This window comes from uncultured Bradyrhizobium sp. (genome assembly GCF_947648125.1).
Lineage (GTDB): Bacteria > Pseudomonadota > Alphaproteobacteria > Rhizobiales > Xanthobacteraceae > Bradyrhizobium.
Window position 1 is genome coordinate 40,609 of the sequence record NZ_CANSMR010000011.1, and the last position, 18,597, is coordinate 59,205.

Here is an 18,597-nt window from a genome sequence, read left to right on the forward strand (position 1 = left end):
CATTCCGGGGCGTCGCGGAGCGATGCACCCGGAATCTCGATGGCTACTGCCCGTGATCGGTGAGCGTTTGCTGGCAGGCCTTGCTGAGGCGGCTGCGATGCTCCTTCAGGCAGGCCAGCACGGCCTGATCGCCCTCGCTGAGATGGGCGCGGCAGAACCGCGAGGCGTCGCGTGAGCAGGCATCACGCCCCTGCTGCTGTGCCGAAGCGGCCGACGTCAACAGAACCAGTGGAACGACGGCGAACAGAAATCGGGTCATCTCTCAAAGCCTCTAAGGAATCAAACGCCGGTTCTATAGCGTTTCAGGGTCGCGAAGAAGCTTAGAACGGCGGGCCAGACCAGCCGGTTCCCTGTTCGATGCAGCGCAAGATCACTCCGCCGCGGCCCTGCGCTGCGCGGCGAGATCGCGATCCAGCACCACGCGGCAGCCGCTGCTCAGCTGGGAGCGATTCTTGAGCATGCAGGCGGTGATCCTGGGGATGTTCGGGATCTCCGCGCTGCACAGGCGGAACGCGTCGCCCGAACACATCTGCTGTGCCTCGGCGCTGAACGCAAAGCTCGCGGTCGACGACAGTACGGAAACGGTGGCCGCAAACGCCAACGCGACGCTGGCCCTGCGAACGGCACCCTCCAGAACCTGGCTCTTCAAGACGGTGGTCATGATCGGCTCCCATCGGCACCGCAAATGGCGGGGCCCGTTGTTTGATGGGTCCCATCCTGCACGCGAGCGAGCTGACCGACTGTGATGGTCATCACGCACGCGTAAGCCGCACTTTTTCTTGTCCTTCCGGCGCCCTGTTGGGATCGCGTTAAGACCTTGTTGGCATTAATCGCTCGTTACGGGTGTGGCGTATCCTTAAGTTCCGAGAGAGTGTAGCGATGCGTAGTGCGTTGGGCCTGATGCTGGCCAGTGTTGTAGCGGCGATTGTGATCGCCGGCGTGTGGTTCTGGACCTCTTCGCCGCGTGCCGACGCGGCTCCTCCGCAGACAACTGCCGCAGCCAAGGCCGAGCCGCTTCCTGCGGCAGCGGCAAAGCAGGCTGCCAGAGACGATGTCGAGACGACCGCCGCGCTGTCGAAGCGCGCCGATGCCACCCAGGCGGCAGCCCCGGCCCCGGCCGCTGCCCCCGCACCAGCGCCGGCCCCGGTCGCGGCCATGCCCAAATGCGCCAATCCCGATGCGCTCGGCATCAGCCGCACCGTCGTGGTCGACACCACAGGCGGCCCGGGCTTCGGCTTCCTGCAGTACAAGCAGTATGACTTCCTGACCGACCATGAGGTCGTGCTGACCTTCGACGACGGTCCGTGGCCGACCACGCCCGCCGTGCTCAAGGCGCTGGCAGACGAGTGCACCAGGGCGGTGTTCTTCCCGATCGGCCTGCACACCACCTATCACCCGGACATCCTCCGCCAGGTCGCCGCCGCCGGCCACACCATCGGCGCCCACACCTGGTCGCACGCGCATCTGGCGAGCAAGAAGCTCACCGAGCAGCAGGCCAAGGACGAGATCGAGAAGGGTTTTAGCGCGGTGAAGCTGGCGCTGGGCAGCAACCCCGCCCCGTTCTTCCGCTTCCCGGCACTGGCGCACACCCCGGCGACGACCGCCTACCTCGGCACCCGCAACATCGCGATGTTCTCGGTCGACGTCGACTCCAACGACTTCAAATCGAAGAGCTCGGACGAAGTGATCAACAACGTGATGACCAAGCTCGACAAGGAGCACAAGGGCATCATCCTGATGCACGATTTGCAGAAGCACACCGCGCAGGCACTGCCGACGCTGCTGCGCAAACTGAAGGCAGGCGGCTACAAGGTGGTCTGGATGAAGGCCAAGACCCAGATCGAGACGCTGCCCGAATACGACGCGATGATGGCGAAGACCGAGAAGCCGATCGCAACGGGTCGGCCGATAGGCAACGTCGTGCAGACGGTCGCCGAGTAACGCAGCCCACACATTGAATACGCTCAACGCAAAGCGCCCCTGGATCCGATCCGGGGGCGCTTTCGCTTTCTGATCGCAGCCACCTTCTGCTGGTCCGACACGGCCGGACGACCTTGAAGGCCTATGCGCCTTCGAGAGTGGCGCGATCGCAGCCGGTAGCTGCGGCTCCTACCAAAATATCGAAAACAACCCCATGCAAAGTAGCTGCCGGGTGCCGGCGCTCGACAAGGCAACTTGACCCGTCGGACAAATCGGGGATGCCCGGGTCATTTTGCTTGAAGGCGCGCCCTCGCGCGCCTGCCCGGGCATGACGAAACTGAACTCGTGGCTACCAGTAAATCCCGTGGCGATGTAGCTCGCCGATGATGCGGCCCTCGGTCCAGCGCCGCGCGTGGCGGCGATAGCTCGACCGGTGCGAGGTCGCCGGCTGCTCGCCTGCCGGCCTGGCGTCGGGCACCATCTGCGGCTGGACGTTGGCCGGTTGCACCGGCGCCTGCTGCACGGTCGGCTGGGTTTGCGGGGGATGGTGCTGAGGAGTGGTGCCGCAAGAGACCTGCTGGCCCTTCCGCTCGTTGAAGCGAAGGACCCCGCATGGCCACAGTGGTTCGAAGCGGCGGGCTGTCCCACCCCCAACATGACAAGCCGCCCGGCTCTGCGTTTGGCTGGCCGTGATTTCTACGGTCAAGCGGCCCTCGCGGGCCGAGGAGTCGCCTTACTCACGCCGGAACTGTACGCGCGAGAGTTATCGACCGGGCAGCTTATGCAGCCGTTCTCGACGGTGATCGACCTTGAGCCGCGAGCCTATTGGTTCGTTTATCCTGCCTCCCGAAAACGATCTCGCCCTATCCGGCTGCTCCAGAATTGGCTTGCGGGTAGAGCGTGAACAAGGTCAGAGCTATCGAGGCTTCTTTCCGAAAGGTATCGCAAATTTCGGGATTTTGCGAAAAGGACGCATGGAATTGAGCATATCTTCAACAACGTCGCGCGATCTTTCCGGAATACGCGCCGTAGCCCTCGTGGCGCTCGGGTTTTTCGGCGCGTTTCTAATCCCATCTGCTTCCTTTGCTGACAGCAGAAATGGAGAGCGAATTTTTTCGTCGAGATGCGCTATGTGCCATGGAACTGATATTAGAGGCACAGGGCCATTAGCTACTAAAAGCGCCCCTCCCACGCCCGATCTTACAACACCTGCATTCAGGCAACGCCTAGTCGATTACCCAGGCGTCATTATTTCATCCGTAATACTCCGCCCAAACGGAGACCTAATTCCGAGGACCTTGCGAGAGAATGGCGTAAGACTTCCTGCATTTACATGGACAGTTAAGGATTTCCGAGATCTAAATGAGTATATGACTGGCATAATTTCTAGAGGCAGATGATCGCATCGCCGCAAAAATCCTGACTTTTCGGTGAGGGTAGCGGCGAATTGAAATCGCTCAACAATCTCCGTCGCAAAATTTAGGCGCAAAAGTCGGCCAACTGGAGGGGACTTTTGCGACAGCCGCTTGGCACTTCCTCACTTTGGGGTGCAGTCGACGGTCGCCAACCGGATCTGGGCAACCGGTCTCGCAGCCGGCGCGTTGATCGCGATTGCGATCATGAGCGGACTGTGCCGATCTAGAGCATGATCCGCAAAAGTGTGTAGCGGCCTTCCGAAAAGATCATGCTCAAAACAAAGAGATAGAGCGGGATGATCGAAGAAAAGACGTCCCGCTCTAGGCGGCGCAAATCGTTCGATAAGCGGCCAGTTGAAGCGCGACGACGCGCTGCGCGGAATGACACTTCTCAAACCACAGACGCGCGGCATCGCCGCAGCCATTGTCGTCCAGCGGATCAGCAAGAACCTCGAGAATCCGCGCCGCACACGACTCGACGCTGTCGGCGACCAGGCATGGCGGCGCCGCTCCAAAGAACTCCGCTGATTGGGTTTCATCAAGATTGGTTATGACGCGGCGTCCGAGCGCCATTGCCTCAAAAGTAACTCCGCCGATCGCTGGTATCCTGAACTGATCGACGACGACGTCGCTCGAGCAGTAAAGCTGTCGAAGCTCCGCTTTGTTCAACGACGGTATCCACGAAACCATACCTTCAATTCCAAGTTCCTGGATGAGTTCCTTGCTTCGTTGAACGTCAACACCCCACTCGACCAGGATGATACGAAAATCGCGATCCGTTTGCGCAACCTGCGCTGCCGCCCTCAAGAAATGATCATTACCCTTCTGCATCGAAACAGGTGCTGCGTGCCAGTGATGGCGAGTCGGGCTAAAGAATGTGGTGACCTTGGGGTCCCGCTTCGGAAGCTTGAGGCCTGCTCGAAAGCTTGAAATTTTTTCATCGTCGAAGGCATGCGGAAGATAAACGGTCCGCTCCCTCTTTAGTTTCAGCCGTGCCACAGACGGCAACACGTCCGAGTTGGTCACGAAGGAAAAAGCCGCATTCTTGTACGACGCCGAACAAAGAATGCCATTGTAGGTTTTCTCAAAAGGCATTTCCCGCAACGTGCCATGCTCGTAACACGTGTAATTTTTGAGTCCGTTGATGAACGGAATGAACCCGTCGATCGAATAACCCTGAATGATGTCATAGTGCTCCAATACGTCCGCGAATTCATTTGCAATGGTGGATGCGAAGGCTTCGACCAAGACCAGGGCTTCTGCCGGATAGTCCGTGAGCTGTCGCAGCAGGTCACCAAGAAGTGCCGCACGTTGCGAAGCGTTTCGATCCTCTCCCTTGCCGTAATTCTCGAAATAGCGAAACTCCGGACGGTCGATGATATCCGGATGGGTCACCACGGAAATGGCTGATGAACCGACGTCAGCGGCCGCGCCGTTGCTTGCATCCGATGTCACGGTGTTAGGACTTGGGATCGTGAAAACAACGTTTTCGCCTGCAACCGGCGTCGCGGTGTCAGGATCCGGCATCTTGAAGACATCAGCAGGAAATTCGAAGCCAAAGCGCGGCAAGCCGCGGCTGCGCCTCTGACTTCGCCAAATTGCGACCGCCAAACTTGGCCTGGCGACAACGCCGGTTTCCGCCTCACACCGCAAATGAGCAAATACATATTTCGTCAGCAAGGAGCGATAGATCGATACGAGGCGGCTCGGCCCCCTGGGATTTGGTGACCGCGAATTGCGAAACGTCCGATGTTCATTGCTTTGGCTTGCAGCCGGCGTCGCCGTATCAGGATTCGGCATCGTGAAGGCGTCGGCAGGAAACTCGAAGCCAAAACGCGGCAAGCCGCGGCTGCGTCTCTGACTTCGCCAAATTGCGACCGCCAAACTTGGCCTGCCGACAACGCCGGTTTCCGCCTCACGCCGCAGATGAACAAAGACGTATTTCGCCAGCAAGGAACGATAAACCGATGCGAGGCGACTTGGCCCTTCGGGATTTGATGGCCGCGAGCCGCGGAGCGTCCGATGTTCATTGCTTTGGCTTGCAGCCGGCGTCGCCGTATCAGGATTCGGCATCGTGAAGGCGTCGGCAGGAAACTCGAAGCCAAAACGCGGCAAGCCGCGGCTGCGTCTCTGACTTCGCCAAATTGCGACCGCCAAACTTGGCCTGCCGACAACGCCGGTTTCCGCCTCACGCCGCAGATGAACAAAGACGTATTTCGCCAGCAAGGAGCGATAGGTTGATACGAGGCGGCCTGGGCCTTCGGGATTTGGAGATCCGTTGGCGAGAGATCGGCTTTGCTCCGTCTGCGGGCCCGGCGAGGCCGACTTTGATGACGCCGGCGAAATCGGGGAGAGTGCAGACTCAGGCTCTATGGTCGCCCCTGGCAGGGCGATGGTCGGCTGATCGAGCGGCTGCGGGACTGCCTTGCTTGCCTGGAAGTCCTGAAACTCGCGCGCAATTGAAATTGTATCTGCCAGATGCTCCGGCATCGGAGGACGGACCCGGCTCTCCGCGGCAGCGATGCCATCAAGCATCTCCCAATATCTTGCCTGCAGCAGCGTCCAGAAAAATGCGGCGGCTCCGCCGTCGCCGGCGTTCTTTGCACGAAGGTACGAGAGGCAATCGAGAACGGGGCCTTGCGCAAACCAATCCGGTCGCCGCCAACCGCCCAGCTCGGTGGCCCACCAATCCGGGAACATGTTGTCGATGTTGCCGTCGAAGCTTGCGGCCTCCCACTCCGGGCAACCCATGACGTGATAGTAATTGTAGCAAATGACATCCGCTTCGATTCCGAAGCGCCGCTGAATCAAGGCATTGTTGTAGGCGTTGTTCGCGATATTGCCGATATGCAGGACGCGGAGCGGGCGATTATGGGCGCGTTGGAACTCCTTCAGGAAGGCAAGCTGTAGTTGAAAGTCGCTATCACGATCCTTCTGCACCAACGTCATTCCCCAGCAATCGTAGTTCAGGTATTACGCTTCCGCGCAAGAACGCACAATCAACGAACACCGATCCCGCAGCGTTTATCCTGCTCCATGTCGCGTCTCATCTCACCAATCATTTAGTCGGCTTGCGCATTGGGTCGGCTCGCCTTGCGCGGGAGTTCGCTACCGGCGGATGTGTTCCGCGTGTTGCAGATCGGCTCAGGCGTTTTATCGCGCCACGTCGCGGCGCAGGCTATGCACTGCATCGACACCAATTGGGACTGAGCGTCGGATGCACCAACTGGCCTGATCCACGACGCCTGGAGCATTCGCCTCGCGCCGCACTGCGCATTCGGCGTTGTCTTCGTGTTTTCGCATCTCGCTTCGGGGTTGTACAGCGTACTGACGCACCCCGTGGCCACCAGAGTCGCCAACCGTATCAGCGCAACCGGGCTCGCAGCAGACGGACCGGTCGCGATTGCGATCATATGCAGATTGTGCCGTGCGAGAATTCAGGCGAGTAAATCTCGCCTGCGCATGGAGGCGGGAGATGGTCCCGAAGAGTGGTGCCGCAAGAGGGACTCGAACCCCCGACCCCGTCATTACGAATGACGTGCTCTACCAACTGAGCTATTGCGGCGAACCGTTCGGCAACGGCCTGACAGCGCGCCACCTGATATCGGGCATGACCCCGATTGGCAAGGAAAACGCGGTTATTGAACCGCGCACCGGTTATCTAACCGCCGGTTAGCTTCCCAAACGTGACAGAAATCCGCGCCAACCCCCGATCTGGGCCTTGGGCGGGCCGATTTGTTCCGCAAATTCGTCCACGGCGCCGTCCTCGTCGACCCCGGGGTCGTCGGGGGCCCGGACGATGGGGATCACGGCCGGAATCGGCGCAGGCGCCGCCTTGGGCAGGTCGGTCCGGGAACGGAACAGGGGGGCGGGTGCCGGGGGAGCCGATTCGGCGGCCGGCGGCTGAGCCGGCTCCGATGCGGGCGGGTCGGCGGGGGCCGGGTCGGCCTCGATGGCCGCCGGCAGCGGGGCGTTATCCTGCACAGGCGGCGTGGCCGGTTCGACGGGCTTGGCCTCGACCGGCTCGACCGGCTTGGCCGCCGGAGGCTCGTTCGTGACCTCCTTGGGCGGCTCGACCCGCCGCGGTGCCAGCATCGCCTCCTCGAACGGCGAGGGCTCGATCGCATTGCCTTTGTCGGAGGGCAGCGCCGCCACCGGGGTCTGCCACTGGAAGGCATCGAGACGGCCGGTGACCGGCGACACCGGACGCCAGCGGTCGGAGACATAGCCGTCCGCGGTCCACACCGGATCGTGCAGCGCGCGCACTGCGCGCAAGGTCCAGGCCCGAGCCCGGCCGCTGTCGCCGTGCTCGGTGCGCTCGAGCTCCGCCATCAACAACGCGACCCGCTGCGTCGGCGCCGCCGTGAACGGCTCCAGCGCCGCACGCGCCTTGGCGAATTCGGCCGCATCGATCCCGGCGCGCGCGATCGCCAGCGCGCCCTCGATATGGCCCGGCGTTTTCGCCGCCAGCGTCTCGACGCGCACCAGGCGCTGGCGCGCGGCATCGCCGAGCCGCACATGCGAATAGGCATCGGCGAGATCCGGATGCGGCTGCGCCAGCCACGCGGTCTCGACGATCCGCATTGCACGGCGCACCTGATGCGCCTCGCTCTCGAATTTGGCGGCCAGCACCGCGGCCGGGATCAGCGTCGGCGCCAGCTTGAGCGCCTCCATCGCGCTCGAGCGCGACAGGTCGCGATCGACGGTCTCGAACTCCAGCGCACGCGCCGTGAGCAGCACGCCGCGTTGCCGCCGATAGGTCGCCTTGTCGATCAATCCGGCGGCCTGGTTGTTGTCGATGATCGACAGCGCGCCAGCCCAATCGCCCTTGGCGCAACAGAAACCGAGCACCGCATGCGAGGCCCAAGACGAGGACGGCGACATTTTCAGCGCTTCCTCGGCAATCATCACGGCCGCAACCGGATCGTCGGCGCGCTGCGCTTCGATGAACAGGCCGCGCAGGCCGAGCAGCCGTGTGTCCGCGCGCTCGGCCATGGCGCGGAAGGCGCGCTGCGCGCCGTCGCGATCACCGTCAAGCTGCGCCGATTGCGCGTGCAGCAACAGCGCCAGCGGATCGCCTCCGGCGTGACGCCGCGCCACTTCGGCATGCGCGCGCGCCGCCGACGAATCGCCATGCCCGATCGCGAGCAGGCCTTGCGTGATGGCGTGACGGCCGCGCGCGTGGCGCCGCTCGCGCCTGCCACGGCGAACGTGGCCCGGGATCTTCCACAACGCGCGCAGGATCACGCCGGCGACCATCGCAACGATGATGACGAGGCCAAGCAGATACATCGGCTGCTTGGACGTCAGGCGCAAACCGCCCCAATTCAGCACGAGATCGCCGGGCTGATCGGCCAACCAGGCCGCACCCGCTGCAGCGAGCGCGATCAGCAGCAGGAACAGAATGATGCGGATCATCGAGAACCTATTGCAAAGACTTACTGGTTGACCGTGGCGAGCGCCGCCATGGCGTTGTCGGCAAATTTCCGCGACGCGTCGAGCGCGGCGCGGCGCGCGTCCACCTTGGCGAGCCAGGCTTGCGCCGCGGCGCGATCGGCCGGCGGCAGCGACTTCAATTCGCGCTCGGTCAATGCAAGATCATTATGCACGGCAGCCGATGTCACGCGCGCGACGATGCTGCCGCGGTCGGTCCCGGTGCCGTCGGTCCGCTCGATGCGGATCAGCTTGGAAGCGCCGGCCTGCAGGCGATCGACCAGCCCGGCGCTGGCTGCCGCAGCTTCCGGCGGCGGCGGCGCGAGTTGCGGCACGATCTCGATCAGCTCGCGGCACAGCTTATTCGGATTCGGCACGCCTGACGCAGCGAAGACGTCAAGCGGCTTCAGCAGGTCGGGATTGTCGGCGATCGCTTTCGCGGCCTCGAGCGCGGAGGCATAGGGGTCGCCGTGACGAACCGCGACGTCGAGCAGCGATGCCGCGACCACGCGACGCAGCGGCACGTCGTCCGCCTTCGCCTCGGCCTTGGTGTCGGCGATCTTGCTATCCTGCTTCGCGATCGCGGCACCCTGCGCCTTCACCGCGCCCTCGACCTTGTCGATGCGTGCCGTAATGCCGGAGATGTCAGGCGCAGCCGCGCCATCGCGCGGCGCGGCCTTCGCCTCATTGACCGCCGCCGCAAGCTTGTCGGATTGCGCGCGCGTTGCGGCGAGCTCGGTGCGCAGCGCGGCGATCGATTTGTCGAGCGCCTCCAGCCGCGCGGTTGCCGCGGGATCGGCGGCCGCAGTGACCGGCCTGCTGGCTCTTGATTCAAGCGCGGTCAGGCGCGTGCCGAGCTCGTCCACCACTGCGGCACTGGACTGCGGCGCGGACGCCGGCGGCACCGCGGGCCAGCCGAGCAACCAGCCGACCCCGATCACCAGCGCTGCTGCGACCGCGCCCGATACCGGCGCCACCACCCAGGGTGACACCGGCCGCGACGGCTCGGCCTCGGGCTGCGGCTCTGCGTGGGGAACAGGATCGGGATGAGGCTCCGCCTCAGGCGCGGCCGCCTCCGCTGCCTTGTCGGTATCCTTTTCGGTAGCCTTGCCGGCTTCCTCGCCCCCCTCGGCCTTTGGCGGCTCGCTGGAGATCTCGGTCGCCTGGAGATCGATGGTCGGCGGCGCGCGCTTGGGCCGGGAATCCGGCGAAGGTCCTGGGTCGTCGGGCCGTTCTTCAGCCATCGCGAGGGTCCTCAAAACTACTGGCCGCACATTCTAGGGCATGATCCGATCCGATTGAATTGGATCATGCTCTTATCCTTTTGTTTGGTCGCGTTTTCTTAACGCGAACCGGTCCCCACTTCGCTTGAAAACGCTCCGTCAGAATCGGCTCGGGTTCTTAGAGCACGATCCTAAAAACGGAGCATTGCCTAACATCATGGTCAGACGAAAGAATTATTCCGCTCGCGGCCGCAGGGTGCGGCCGAGCGCCTCCAGCAGGGCGTTCTCGTCCGGCCGCGCCGCCACCACGACGTTGGTCGCGCCGGCGTCATGGAGCACCGCGGCGACCGCGGCCGAGATGCAGCATTGTGGCAGGGCGAGCGCCGAAATCTCGATTCCATCGGCCCGTATTGTGTCCAGGAACGCCTGCGCGCTGCGGCGGGAATAATGCAGCACCGCGGTGATCCGGTTCGCCAGGAAGGCATCGCTGACCTCGGTTGGGAGGCCGGCCACCGGCGCCATCCGGTAGGTGGTGTGGGTGACGACGGTCAGCCCCCTTTCGCTGAGCTCGCCCGCCAGATCGCGCGACAGATCGGCCCCGGCGAGATAGAGCAGCGTGGCTGACGCCGCCAGTTCGCCGGCCTCGACCCGCGCGAGCACGAGATCTCGCAAGCTCACCGCATCGCCCTTGGCCACCATCACCTTGTCGAAGCCTGCGGCGGACGCGGCGTCGGCGGTGTGTGCCCCGACCGCGAACAGTGGCAGCCGCAGCAGCCGGCTGCCGGCGAGATCGATTGCGCGCGGCGCGTTGGCGCTGGTCAGGATGACCGCGTCATAATCCGCGTCGTCGTCATGGAACGGTAATGGCTCGAAGCGCAGCACCGGTGCGGCAAGGGCCTCAAAGCCGCGTTGGCGCAGCGTCGCGAGCGTCCCTTCATTGTCCGGATACGGTCGCGTGACAAGGATGGTCACGGATCAGGCCTCCCGCCTTGCGAATTGGACCTTGCCGACCGATTGCACTTTAAGACCTCGCAATGCTACCCCGGAGGGGACACTTTGATGAACATGATCTTGCCGGAAACCGGTTCCGGCCCGTCCGGATCATGCTCGTAGCACAAGGGCCGAAATTGGGACACGAACCACCGATGCTGGTGCTGGGGATCGAGACCACCTGCGATGAAACCGCAGCCGCCGTGGTCGAGCGCCAGGCTGACGGACAGGCAAGGATTCTCTCGAACGTCGTGCGCTCGCAGACCGACGAGCACGCCCGCTTCGGCGGCGTGGTGCCGGAGATCGCGGCGCGCGCTCATGTCGACCTGCTCGACGGTATCGTCGCCTCCGCCATGAAGGAGGCCGGCGTCGGCTACGGACAATTGTCGGCGGTCGCCGCCGCCGCCGGACCCGGCCTGATCGGCGGCGTGATCGTCGGTCTGACCACCGCGAAGGCGATCGCGATGGTGCACGATACGCCGCTGATCGCGGTGAACCATCTCGAGGCGCACGCGCTGACGCCACGGCTGACCTGCGCGCTGGCGTTTCCCTACTGCCTGTTCCTGGCCTCGGGCGGCCACACCCAGATCGTTGCCGTCGTCGGCGTCGGCGAATATGTGCGGCTCGGCACCACGGTCGACGATGCGATGGGCGAGGCGTTCGACAAGGTGGCGAAGATGCTGTCGCTGCCCTATCCCGGCGGGCCGCAAGTCGAGCGTGCGGCGGCCGGCGGAGACCCGACGCGATTTGCGTTTCCGCGCCCGATGCTCGGCCGTCCCGATGCGAATTTCTCGCTGTCGGGACTGAAGACAGCGGTACGCAACGAAGCGAGCCGCCTTGAACCGTTGGAGCCGCAAGACATCAGCGACCTCTGCGCGAGCTTTCAAGCCGCAGTGCTGGAATCGACCGCGGATCGGCTGACCGTCGGGTTGAGGTTGTTCCAGGAGCGGTTCGGCACGCCGCGCGCGCTGGTCGCGGCCGGCGGCGTTGCCGCCAACCACGCCATCCGCAGCGCGCTGCAGGATGTCGCGGCGAAAGCACAGACCACGCTGATCATCCCGCCGCCCGCTCTCTGCACCGACAATGGCGCGATGATCGCCTGGGCCGGTGCCGAGCGAATGGCGCTCGGCCTCACCGATACGCTGGAAGCGCCGCCGCGGGCCCGCTGGCTGCTCGATGCCAACGCCAAGGCGCCGGCCGGCTACGCCAACAGCCGCGCCGGATATTGAGCCGAGGGTTCAGATGCCCGCGCATATGTCAGTCAGCGTGATCGGTGCGGGCGCCTGGGGTACGGCATTGGCCGAGGTCGCAGCGCGCGCCGGACGCAAGGTGACGCTCTATGCACGCAATGCCGAGCATGCCGCGCAGATCCAGGCGACGCGGGTCAATCCGCGGCTGGCTGGCGTCCAGCTGCATCCCGGCATCGCCGTGACATCGGATATTGCGGCGGCCGCGCGTGCGGATATCGTCCTCGCGGTCACCCCGGCGCAGCATCTGCGCGCGGCGGTGAGCCATCTCTCGCCGCATCTTCCGCCCGATACACCTGTCATCGCCTGCGCCAAGGGCATCGAGCACGGCACACACAAATTCATGACCGAGGTGATCGCCGAAGCCGCACCGCGCGCCGTGCCGGCGATCCTGTCGGGGCCGAGCTTTGCCGACGACGTCGCGCGCGGATTGCCGACGGCCGTGACGTTGGCCACCAGGGACGAGACGCTGGCACGCGCGCTCGTCCAGGCGCTCGGCTCGGCGACCTTCCGGCCCTATCACACCACTGATGTGCGCGGCGTCGAGATCGGGGGCGCGGCCAAGAATGTGCTGGCGATCGCCGCCGGCATCGTCGTCGGCAGGAATCTCGGCGCTTCCGCGCTCGCCGCGCTGACCACGCGCGGCTTCAGCGAACTCGCCCGGTTGGGCCGGGCTTGCGGGGCGCGCACCGAAACCCTCGCTGGCCTGTCGGGGCTTGGCGATCTCCTGCTCAGCTGCTCGACCGCGCAATCGCGCAATTTCGCGCTCGGCCTCGCGCTCGGGCGCGGTGAAGCGGCGCCGGTCGGCAAGCTCGCCGAAGGCGCGTTCACCGCGCCGGTGCTGTGCGAGCTCGCTGCCGCGCAGAAGGTCGACATGCCGGTGTCAAACGCGGTCGCGGCGATCCTGAGCGACCGGCTGACGATCGATGACGCGATCGAAGGCCTGCTGACGCGGCCATTCAAGGCCGAAGGCTAGAGCTTGTCGTATTGACGTTTTCTCGACGCGCACCGCTTCCCGCGAAGACGCCCTAATCATCGCACCGTCGCGAAGGCGACGAGGTCGTGCAGTCCGGCCCCCGCTCCGTCGGGTGTCACGCCGAGTTCCTCGGCCGACGCGTTGGTGCGGTTGACCCAAAAGGTCGGATAACCGAACCATTTTGCGCCGGCCACATCCCATCCGGCGAATGCCGCAAAGACGATCTCCTCCTTCTTCAGTCCGAACGCATCGATACCCATTTGATAGGCGCGCGCGTCCGGCTTGAAGGCAGCGACCTTGTCGGTGCTGAGGTGATCTTCGAACAGCCCCTCGAGCCCGGAGTTCTTGATCACCGCGTCCAGCATCGGTGCAGTGAAATTGGAGAGAAACGCGAGCCGCAAGCCGGCGGCGCGAAGCTGCACGAGCGCCGGCGCGACGTCCGGCCACGCCTTTAGCTCCAGATAGCTTTGCATCGCGCGGTCGCGCTGCTCGGGCGCGAGCGAGATCTTCATTGCCTTCGCCGCGAACAACAGCGCATCCTCGGTGACGCGCCAGAAGTCGGCATATTGCCCGCCGAGCGTCCTGAGCCAGCTGTATTCGAATTGCCGTGTTCGCCACACGGCGCTCAGCTCCGCGCCCATGCCGGGGAACATCTCTTCCAGCCGGACGGACACGGGGCGGGGATCGATCACCGGGAAGCCGTCGAAAGCCACTGCCCGGAACGGCGGGCGGCCTGCTGCGCGCGACCGATCGGGCAGCACCGTCGCAGCCGTGACCGAAGCCGCGGCCAGGGTCGTAAACGTCCGGCGATCCAGAAGCATGTCGTTTCCTCGCGTTGCGCGCCGCCAGCGTTCACACAATTGCGTGTTGGCACAATCGCCCGATTTCAGCAGAGATCATTCCGCGCTTTGGAACAATCAGGGAGGGGATGACGATGGACCGGCTCGACGAGCTCCGTCTGTTTCTCGCGATCGTCGACAGCGGACAATTTGCGGCCGCCGGTCGCAAATTCGCACGTTCCCCCTCCTCGACGACGCGGATCGTCGCCGAGCTCGAGCGGCGCCTCGGCACCCGGCTGCTGCAACGGACCACACGAAAGCTGTCGCTGACCGACTCTGGCGCGCGGCTTGCGGCGCAGGCGCGCCGCCTGCTCGCCGATTATGACGACGCGATCGACGGCGCGATCGGCGAGGCCGCGAGCCTGCGCGGCAACATCAAGCTGTCGGCGCCGACGCTGTTCGGCAGCCGTCACGTCGCACCGCTGGTGCGCGCATTCCTTGAACGTCACCCCGACATCACGCTGCAACTGGCGCTCGAGGATCGTCTCGTCGATCTGATCGACGAACGGATCGACATCGCGCTGCGGATCGGCCATTTGACGGACTCATCGCTGAGGGCCCGGCGCGTCGGGGAAGTCCGACGCATTGTCGTAGCCAGCCCCGATTATCTGAAGCGGCATGGCCGGCCGCGCAGACCCGACGATCTTGCGCAGCATCATGCCGTGACCTTCGTCAATCAGGCGAGCCCCGCGGCCTGGTCGTTCCAGCACAAACAAGGCGGTCCGCAGAAGGTCAAGGTATCGAGCCGCATGGAGGTCAACCGCGCCGAGACGGCGATCGGACTGACGCGTGACGGCATGGGCTTGACGCGCGTGCTGTCCTACCAGGTTGCAGGTGAACTCGCGGCGGGGTCGCTGGTCCGCATGCTGAGGGATTATGAAGTGGCGCCGATCCCGGTGCAGCTGGTCTATCCCAGCGCACGCCTGATGGCGCCGCGCATTCGCTCCTTCCTGGACTTCGCCGCGAGTGAGCTACCCCAGACGGCATTCAACCACCCATAGCGGGTCTGCGCCGGTCGCGCTTGACGGCGCTGACTTCCGCGCAGAGATCATACGCACTGTGATAGCGTAGCGGCGACCATCGGATCCCGTTCCAACAACAAGAAACCGAACTTGGGGAAAGTACATGCGTCAACCGCGTCACGTTATCGTTTCGATGAGCATTCTGTTTGCCGTCGCCACCTCCTGCGCCACCACGCGCGCGCAAACGGCCGTACCGTACGACGAACTCGCCAAGCGCGAGGCTGCGGCGAACGCCGAGGATGGCAAGCGGGTCGCCCCGCTTAAATCGATCGGCAATCCCACAATCGACGTTTCTCCCGAAATGCAGGCGATGATCGGCGCGCCCTACCCGCCGCATTTCAACGCCGACCCGAAAACCCCTGCGGAGTGGAAGGAGCTGATCGACCGCCGGGCCAAGCTCCTGATCGCGGGCATTCCGGCCATGAAGGCGAAGCTCGGCGTCAAGGTCGAGGAAACCAGGATTGCCGGCGTGCACTGCTACATCGTGACGCCGAACAAGATCGCGCTGGAGAACCGGCGGCGCCTGCTGATCCACGTCCATGGTGGCGGCTACGTGTTCGGCCCCGGCGAAGCGGCGTTGCCGGAAGCCATCATGATGGCGGGCTTTGGCGGCTACAAGGTGATCTCGGTCGACTACCGGATGCCGCCGGACTTCCCCTATCCGGCCGCGCTGGACGACGCGATGGCGGTCTGGAAGCAGGTTCTGAAGTCGCATGAACGCCACCGGCTGGCGATCTTCGGCACCTCGACGGGCGGTGCGATGACGCTTGCGATGGTGTTGCGGGCCAAAGACGAGAAGCTGCCGCTGCCCGCCGCCATCGCGCCGGGCACGCCATGGTCGGACATCGACAAGATCGGCGACAGCTACGCCAGCAACGAGTGGGTCGACAATGAGCTGGTGACCTGGGACGGCTGGCTCGGCCGCGCGGCAAAGCTCTACGCAAGCGGAACCAGCCTGAAGAATCCCTACATTTCGCCGATCTACGGTGACTTCAAGGGATTTCCGCCGACCATCCTGACATCGGGCACGCGCGACCTGTTCCTCAGCAACACGGTCCGCACGCATCGCAAATTGCGGCGCGCCGGCGTGATCGCCGATCTCAACATCTATGAAGGGCAGTCGCACGCGCAGTACCAGATGAACGTCGACGCGCCGGAGACGAAGGAGGCGTTCATCGACATTGCCAACTTCTTCGATCGGTATCTGAAGCAGTGAGTGCTGCCATCAACACCTGATGCTCGCGCTTGTCGCGGGCATCTAGCTGCCTGTAGATTGCCACGCGATCAGCGATCGATAACGGGGTGAGTTGCGATGAATTACTGGCTGGTGAAATCCGAACCGTCGACCTGGTCGTGGGACCAGCAGGTCGCCAAGGGCGCGAAGGGCGAAGCCTGGACCGGCGTGCGCAACTTCACGGCACGGCAGAACCTCGTCAACATGAAGAAGGGCGACAAGGCGTTCTTCTATCATTCCAACGAGGGCAAGGAGATCGTCGGCATCGCCGAGATCATCAAGGAAGCCTATCCGGATCCGACCGACAAGACCGGCAAGTTCGTCTGCGTCGACATCAAGGCCGACAAGCCGCTGAAGACGCCGGTGACGATGGCCGCGATCAAGGCCGACAAGAAGCTCACCGACATGGCGCTGGTGAAATATTCGCGGCTTTCGGTGCAGCCGGTGACATCTGAGGAATGGAAATACGTCTGCAAGATGGGCGGGCTGTAGCGTTCCGCTCTACTGTCGTCCCTGCGAAAGCAGGGACCGATAACCACAGGCCTGTGTAGCAGTAGCGCGCTGGGGCCCCAGCTCGCTCAAACGTCATGCTTCTGTGGTTATGGGTCCCGGGTCGCGCTTCGCTTGCCCGGGACGACGGTGACTTACGCCCCCGCCGCCATCACCACCTGCGCCAGCAATTGCTCGCGCTTGGACTGGGTGCGGTAGCCGCCCATCGTCGCGGCGAAACGCTCGAGGATGCCGTCCTCGAACGCAGTGACGATGGTGTCGTGGACATAGCTCTTGCGGCAGATCGCCGGCGTGTTGGAGAGCTGGTCGGCGGCGGCGCGGATCGCATCCAGCACCTGGCGCTTGCGGCCGCGCTCGCTGGCGGCCGGCGTGATCCGCGACAGCGATTCAACGACGACGGCCGAAGCCATCAGGGTGCGGAAATCCTTCAGCGAGATCTTGATGCCGGCGAGCTCGCGCAGGAACGCGTTCACCGCCGTGGTCGAGGCGGCGCGGACAACTCCGGAGCGGTCGTAATACTGGAACATGCGCTTGCCCGGGACGCCGCGCAGAATGCCGATCGCGCGCACCAGCTTGGCCGCGTCGCATTCCTTGCGCACGGCCTTGCCGCCCTTGGCCTTGAAGGTCAGCACCAGCGAATCGTCTTCCAGCGTGACGTTGGACTTCAAAAGCGTGGTGGCGCCGCGGGTGCCGTTGAGGCGGGCGTAGGATTCGTTGCCGGGCCGGATCGCGGTGCGCGCGATCAGCTCGATCACCGCCGACAGCGCGAACTCGCGCGTCGGCTCGTCACCGGACAGAAACGCCGAGACCTTGCGCCGGATCTTCGGCAACGCGGCGACGAGCTTGGCCAGGCGATGCGCCTTGCGCTGCTCGCGGACCTTCTCCCAGTCGGCGTGATAACGGTACTGCAATCGGCCCGCGGCATCGCGGCCGACCGCCTGCAGATGCGAGCTCGGATCGCTGGAATAGCGGACCTGGCGATAGGCCGGCGGAACCGCCATCGCATGCAGCCGGCGGATCGTCCGCGCATCGCGGACGCGCGAGCCGTTGGCACGCACGAACGAATAATTCTTGCCGCGCTTGATGCGGCGGATGGTCAGCTCGTTCTGATCGCCGAGCCGAAGGCCGAGATCGCGCGCCAGATCCTCCACAGAGGTCTTGATGGCGGCGGGAGCGGTGAGCTTTGCCGACGGCTGGAGCTTGGCTCGTGGCGACTGCTTCGGCCATTGGCCCAGCGCCTTCGCCATGGCGACAGCGGGATCGGCGGACATGGGCCGCACAGCCGCGATGTTCTGCTGATCCATCATTATTCTCGCAAGACGCCTTGTTCCGCTGTTCTCCCGGTAATGCCATTGCTTCGGGCTTCGTTCCGGTGGGGCCGTCCGGCCTCGGATTGGCGATTTAGGGCGTCAGGGCTGACATTGCGAGTCGCGAATCGGTTATCGACGGTTTCTAATTACCTTTCATGGGTGCCATTCGCCCGCTAACCTTGATTTTGAGCCCTCCGGGATCGGTCAAAATGGCGGGAGCACGGCCCGGAACCGGCGTTGAGGGTCGGACAGATCAGGTCAGGGACCATGCCCTTTCGCGCGGCTTCCTCGACGGAGCGCCGCTTCATCTCGGCAGCAGCCGACTGGCCAAGCCGTTATCAATCCGGCGGGATCTGCGCGGCGCGAACGGGCGTCTTCGCAACCAATTCCTGGCCGGCCGGGCGGTCAGGGCCGCAGATCTCCGGCAACGCAATTGTTGACGTAAATCATCGCGGCGGCGTCCGGCAGTCCGTTCAAT

At 64.2% G+C, this 18,597-nt stretch carries 17 protein-coding genes and 1 tRNA gene; 8 read left to right on the forward strand and 10 right to left on the reverse strand.

Annotated features, from left to right (window positions below):
* Positions 1 to 43 precede the first annotated feature (43 nt).
* Together Q0030_RS20295 and Q0030_RS20300 are read right to left on the reverse strand one after the other, a co-directional pair.
* On the reverse strand, positions 44 to 259 hold the full coding sequence (locus Q0030_RS20295) for a cysteine rich repeat-containing protein (protein WP_298370880.1): 216 nt from the start codon (positions 257 to 259) through the stop codon (positions 44 to 46).
* A 111-nt stretch (positions 260 to 370) separates the two neighbouring features.
* On the reverse strand, positions 371 to 661 hold the full coding sequence (locus Q0030_RS20300) for a hypothetical protein (RefSeq protein WP_298370882.1): 291 nt from the start codon (positions 659 to 661) through the stop codon (positions 371 to 373).
* A gap of 218 nt (positions 662 to 879) precedes the next feature.
* Between Q0030_RS20300 and Q0030_RS20305 the strand changes: the two genes are divergently transcribed.
* Positions 880 to 1,941 (forward strand): polysaccharide deacetylase family protein, encoded by a 1,062-nt coding sequence (locus tag Q0030_RS20305; RefSeq protein ID WP_298370885.1) that lies wholly within the window; start codon positions 880 to 882, stop codon positions 1,939 to 1,941.
* A gap of 328 nt (positions 1,942 to 2,269) precedes the next feature.
* On the opposite strand, the gene Q0030_RS20310 is transcribed toward Q0030_RS20305, so the two are convergent.
* Positions 2,270 to 2,428 carry a hypothetical protein gene (locus Q0030_RS20310; protein ID WP_298370888.1) on the reverse strand — a complete coding sequence of 53 codons (159 nt, stop codon included), beginning with the start codon at positions 2,426 to 2,428 and terminating at the stop codon, positions 2,270 to 2,272.
* A 36-nt stretch (positions 2,429 to 2,464) separates the two neighbouring features.
* On the opposite strand from Q0030_RS20310, the gene Q0030_RS40595 reads away from it, so the two are divergent.
* Positions 2,465 to 2,824, forward strand: a complete 360-nt coding sequence (locus Q0030_RS40595) for a LysR substrate-binding domain-containing protein (RefSeq protein ID WP_363323472.1) — start codon at positions 2,465 to 2,467, stop codon at positions 2,822 to 2,824.
* A 70-nt stretch (positions 2,825 to 2,894) separates the two neighbouring features.
* Positions 2,895 to 3,320: a c-type cytochrome gene (locus Q0030_RS40600; protein ID WP_363323473.1), complete on the forward strand. Its 426-nt coding sequence runs from the start codon at positions 2,895 to 2,897 to the stop codon at positions 3,318 to 3,320.
* Positions 3,321 to 3,656: 336 nt separating this feature from the next.
* On the opposite strand, the gene Q0030_RS20315 is transcribed toward Q0030_RS40600, so the two are convergent.
* From Q0030_RS20315 to Q0030_RS20335, 5 genes are all read right to left on the reverse strand, one after another.
* Positions 3,657 to 6,284 (reverse strand): glycosyltransferase, encoded by a 2,628-nt coding sequence (locus Q0030_RS20315; RefSeq protein ID WP_298370891.1) that lies wholly within the window; start codon positions 6,282 to 6,284, stop codon positions 3,657 to 3,659.
* A 540-nt stretch (positions 6,285 to 6,824) separates the two neighbouring features.
* Positions 6,825 to 6,900: transfer RNA gene (locus tag Q0030_RS20320), tRNA-Thr, on the reverse strand.
* A gap of 107 nt (positions 6,901 to 7,007) precedes the next feature.
* Entirely contained in the window at positions 7,008 to 8,753 is a 1,746-nt protein-coding gene (locus Q0030_RS20325) for a heme biosynthesis HemY N-terminal domain-containing protein (RefSeq protein ID WP_298370893.1), read from the reverse strand.
* A gap of 20 nt (positions 8,754 to 8,773) precedes the next feature.
* Entirely contained in the window at positions 8,774 to 10,012 is a 1,239-nt protein-coding gene (locus tag Q0030_RS20330) for a hypothetical protein (protein ID WP_298370895.1), read from the reverse strand.
* A gap of 213 nt (positions 10,013 to 10,225) precedes the next feature.
* Positions 10,226 to 10,963 (reverse strand): uroporphyrinogen-III synthase, encoded by a 738-nt coding sequence (locus tag Q0030_RS20335; protein ID WP_298370898.1) that lies wholly within the window; start codon positions 10,961 to 10,963, stop codon positions 10,226 to 10,228.
* Positions 10,964 to 11,136: 173 nt separating this feature from the next.
* Between Q0030_RS20335 and tsaD the strand changes: the two genes are divergently transcribed.
* The gene (gene tsaD, locus Q0030_RS20340; protein ID WP_173639911.1) at positions 11,137 to 12,210 is read left to right on the forward strand and encodes a tRNA (adenosine(37)-N6)-threonylcarbamoyltransferase complex transferase subunit TsaD; all 1,074 of its coding nucleotides are present in this window, start codon (positions 11,137 to 11,139) and stop codon (positions 12,208 to 12,210) included.
* A gap of 13 nt (positions 12,211 to 12,223) precedes the next feature.
* Positions 12,224 to 13,204: an NAD(P)H-dependent glycerol-3-phosphate dehydrogenase gene (locus Q0030_RS20345; protein WP_298370900.1), complete on the forward strand. Its 981-nt coding sequence runs from the start codon at positions 12,224 to 12,226 to the stop codon at positions 13,202 to 13,204.
* A gap of 56 nt (positions 13,205 to 13,260) precedes the next feature.
* On the opposite strand, the gene Q0030_RS20350 is transcribed toward Q0030_RS20345, so the two are convergent.
* Positions 13,261 to 14,025 (reverse strand): haloacid dehalogenase type II, encoded by a 765-nt coding sequence (locus Q0030_RS20350; protein WP_298370902.1) that lies wholly within the window; start codon positions 14,023 to 14,025, stop codon positions 13,261 to 13,263.
* Between the two features lie 113 nt (positions 14,026 to 14,138).
* Here Q0030_RS20350 and Q0030_RS20355 point away from each other — a divergent pair, with 113 nt between their 5' ends.
* The 3 genes from Q0030_RS20355 (at position 14,139) to Q0030_RS20365 (ending at position 16,791) form a co-directional block, all read left to right on the forward strand.
* Positions 14,139 to 15,044 carry a LysR substrate-binding domain-containing protein gene (locus Q0030_RS20355; RefSeq protein WP_298370905.1) on the forward strand — a complete coding sequence of 302 codons (906 nt, stop codon included), beginning with the start codon at positions 14,139 to 14,141 and terminating at the stop codon, positions 15,042 to 15,044.
* A gap of 124 nt (positions 15,045 to 15,168) precedes the next feature.
* On the forward strand, positions 15,169 to 16,281 hold the full coding sequence (locus tag Q0030_RS20360; protein WP_298370908.1) for an alpha/beta hydrolase: 1,113 nt from the start codon (positions 15,169 to 15,171) through the stop codon (positions 16,279 to 16,281).
* A gap of 96 nt (positions 16,282 to 16,377) precedes the next feature.
* Entirely contained in the window at positions 16,378 to 16,791 is a 414-nt protein-coding gene (locus tag Q0030_RS20365; protein WP_298370911.1) for an EVE domain-containing protein, read from the forward strand.
* 152 nt (positions 16,792 to 16,943) lie between these two features.
* Here Q0030_RS20365 and Q0030_RS20370 read toward each other — a convergent pair whose 3' ends face one another.
* A complete protein-coding gene (locus tag Q0030_RS20370; RefSeq protein WP_298370914.1) occupies positions 16,944 to 18,116 on the reverse strand; it encodes a DNA topoisomerase IB in 1,173 nt (390 codons plus the stop codon).
* Positions 18,117 to 18,597: the final 481 nt, after the last annotated feature.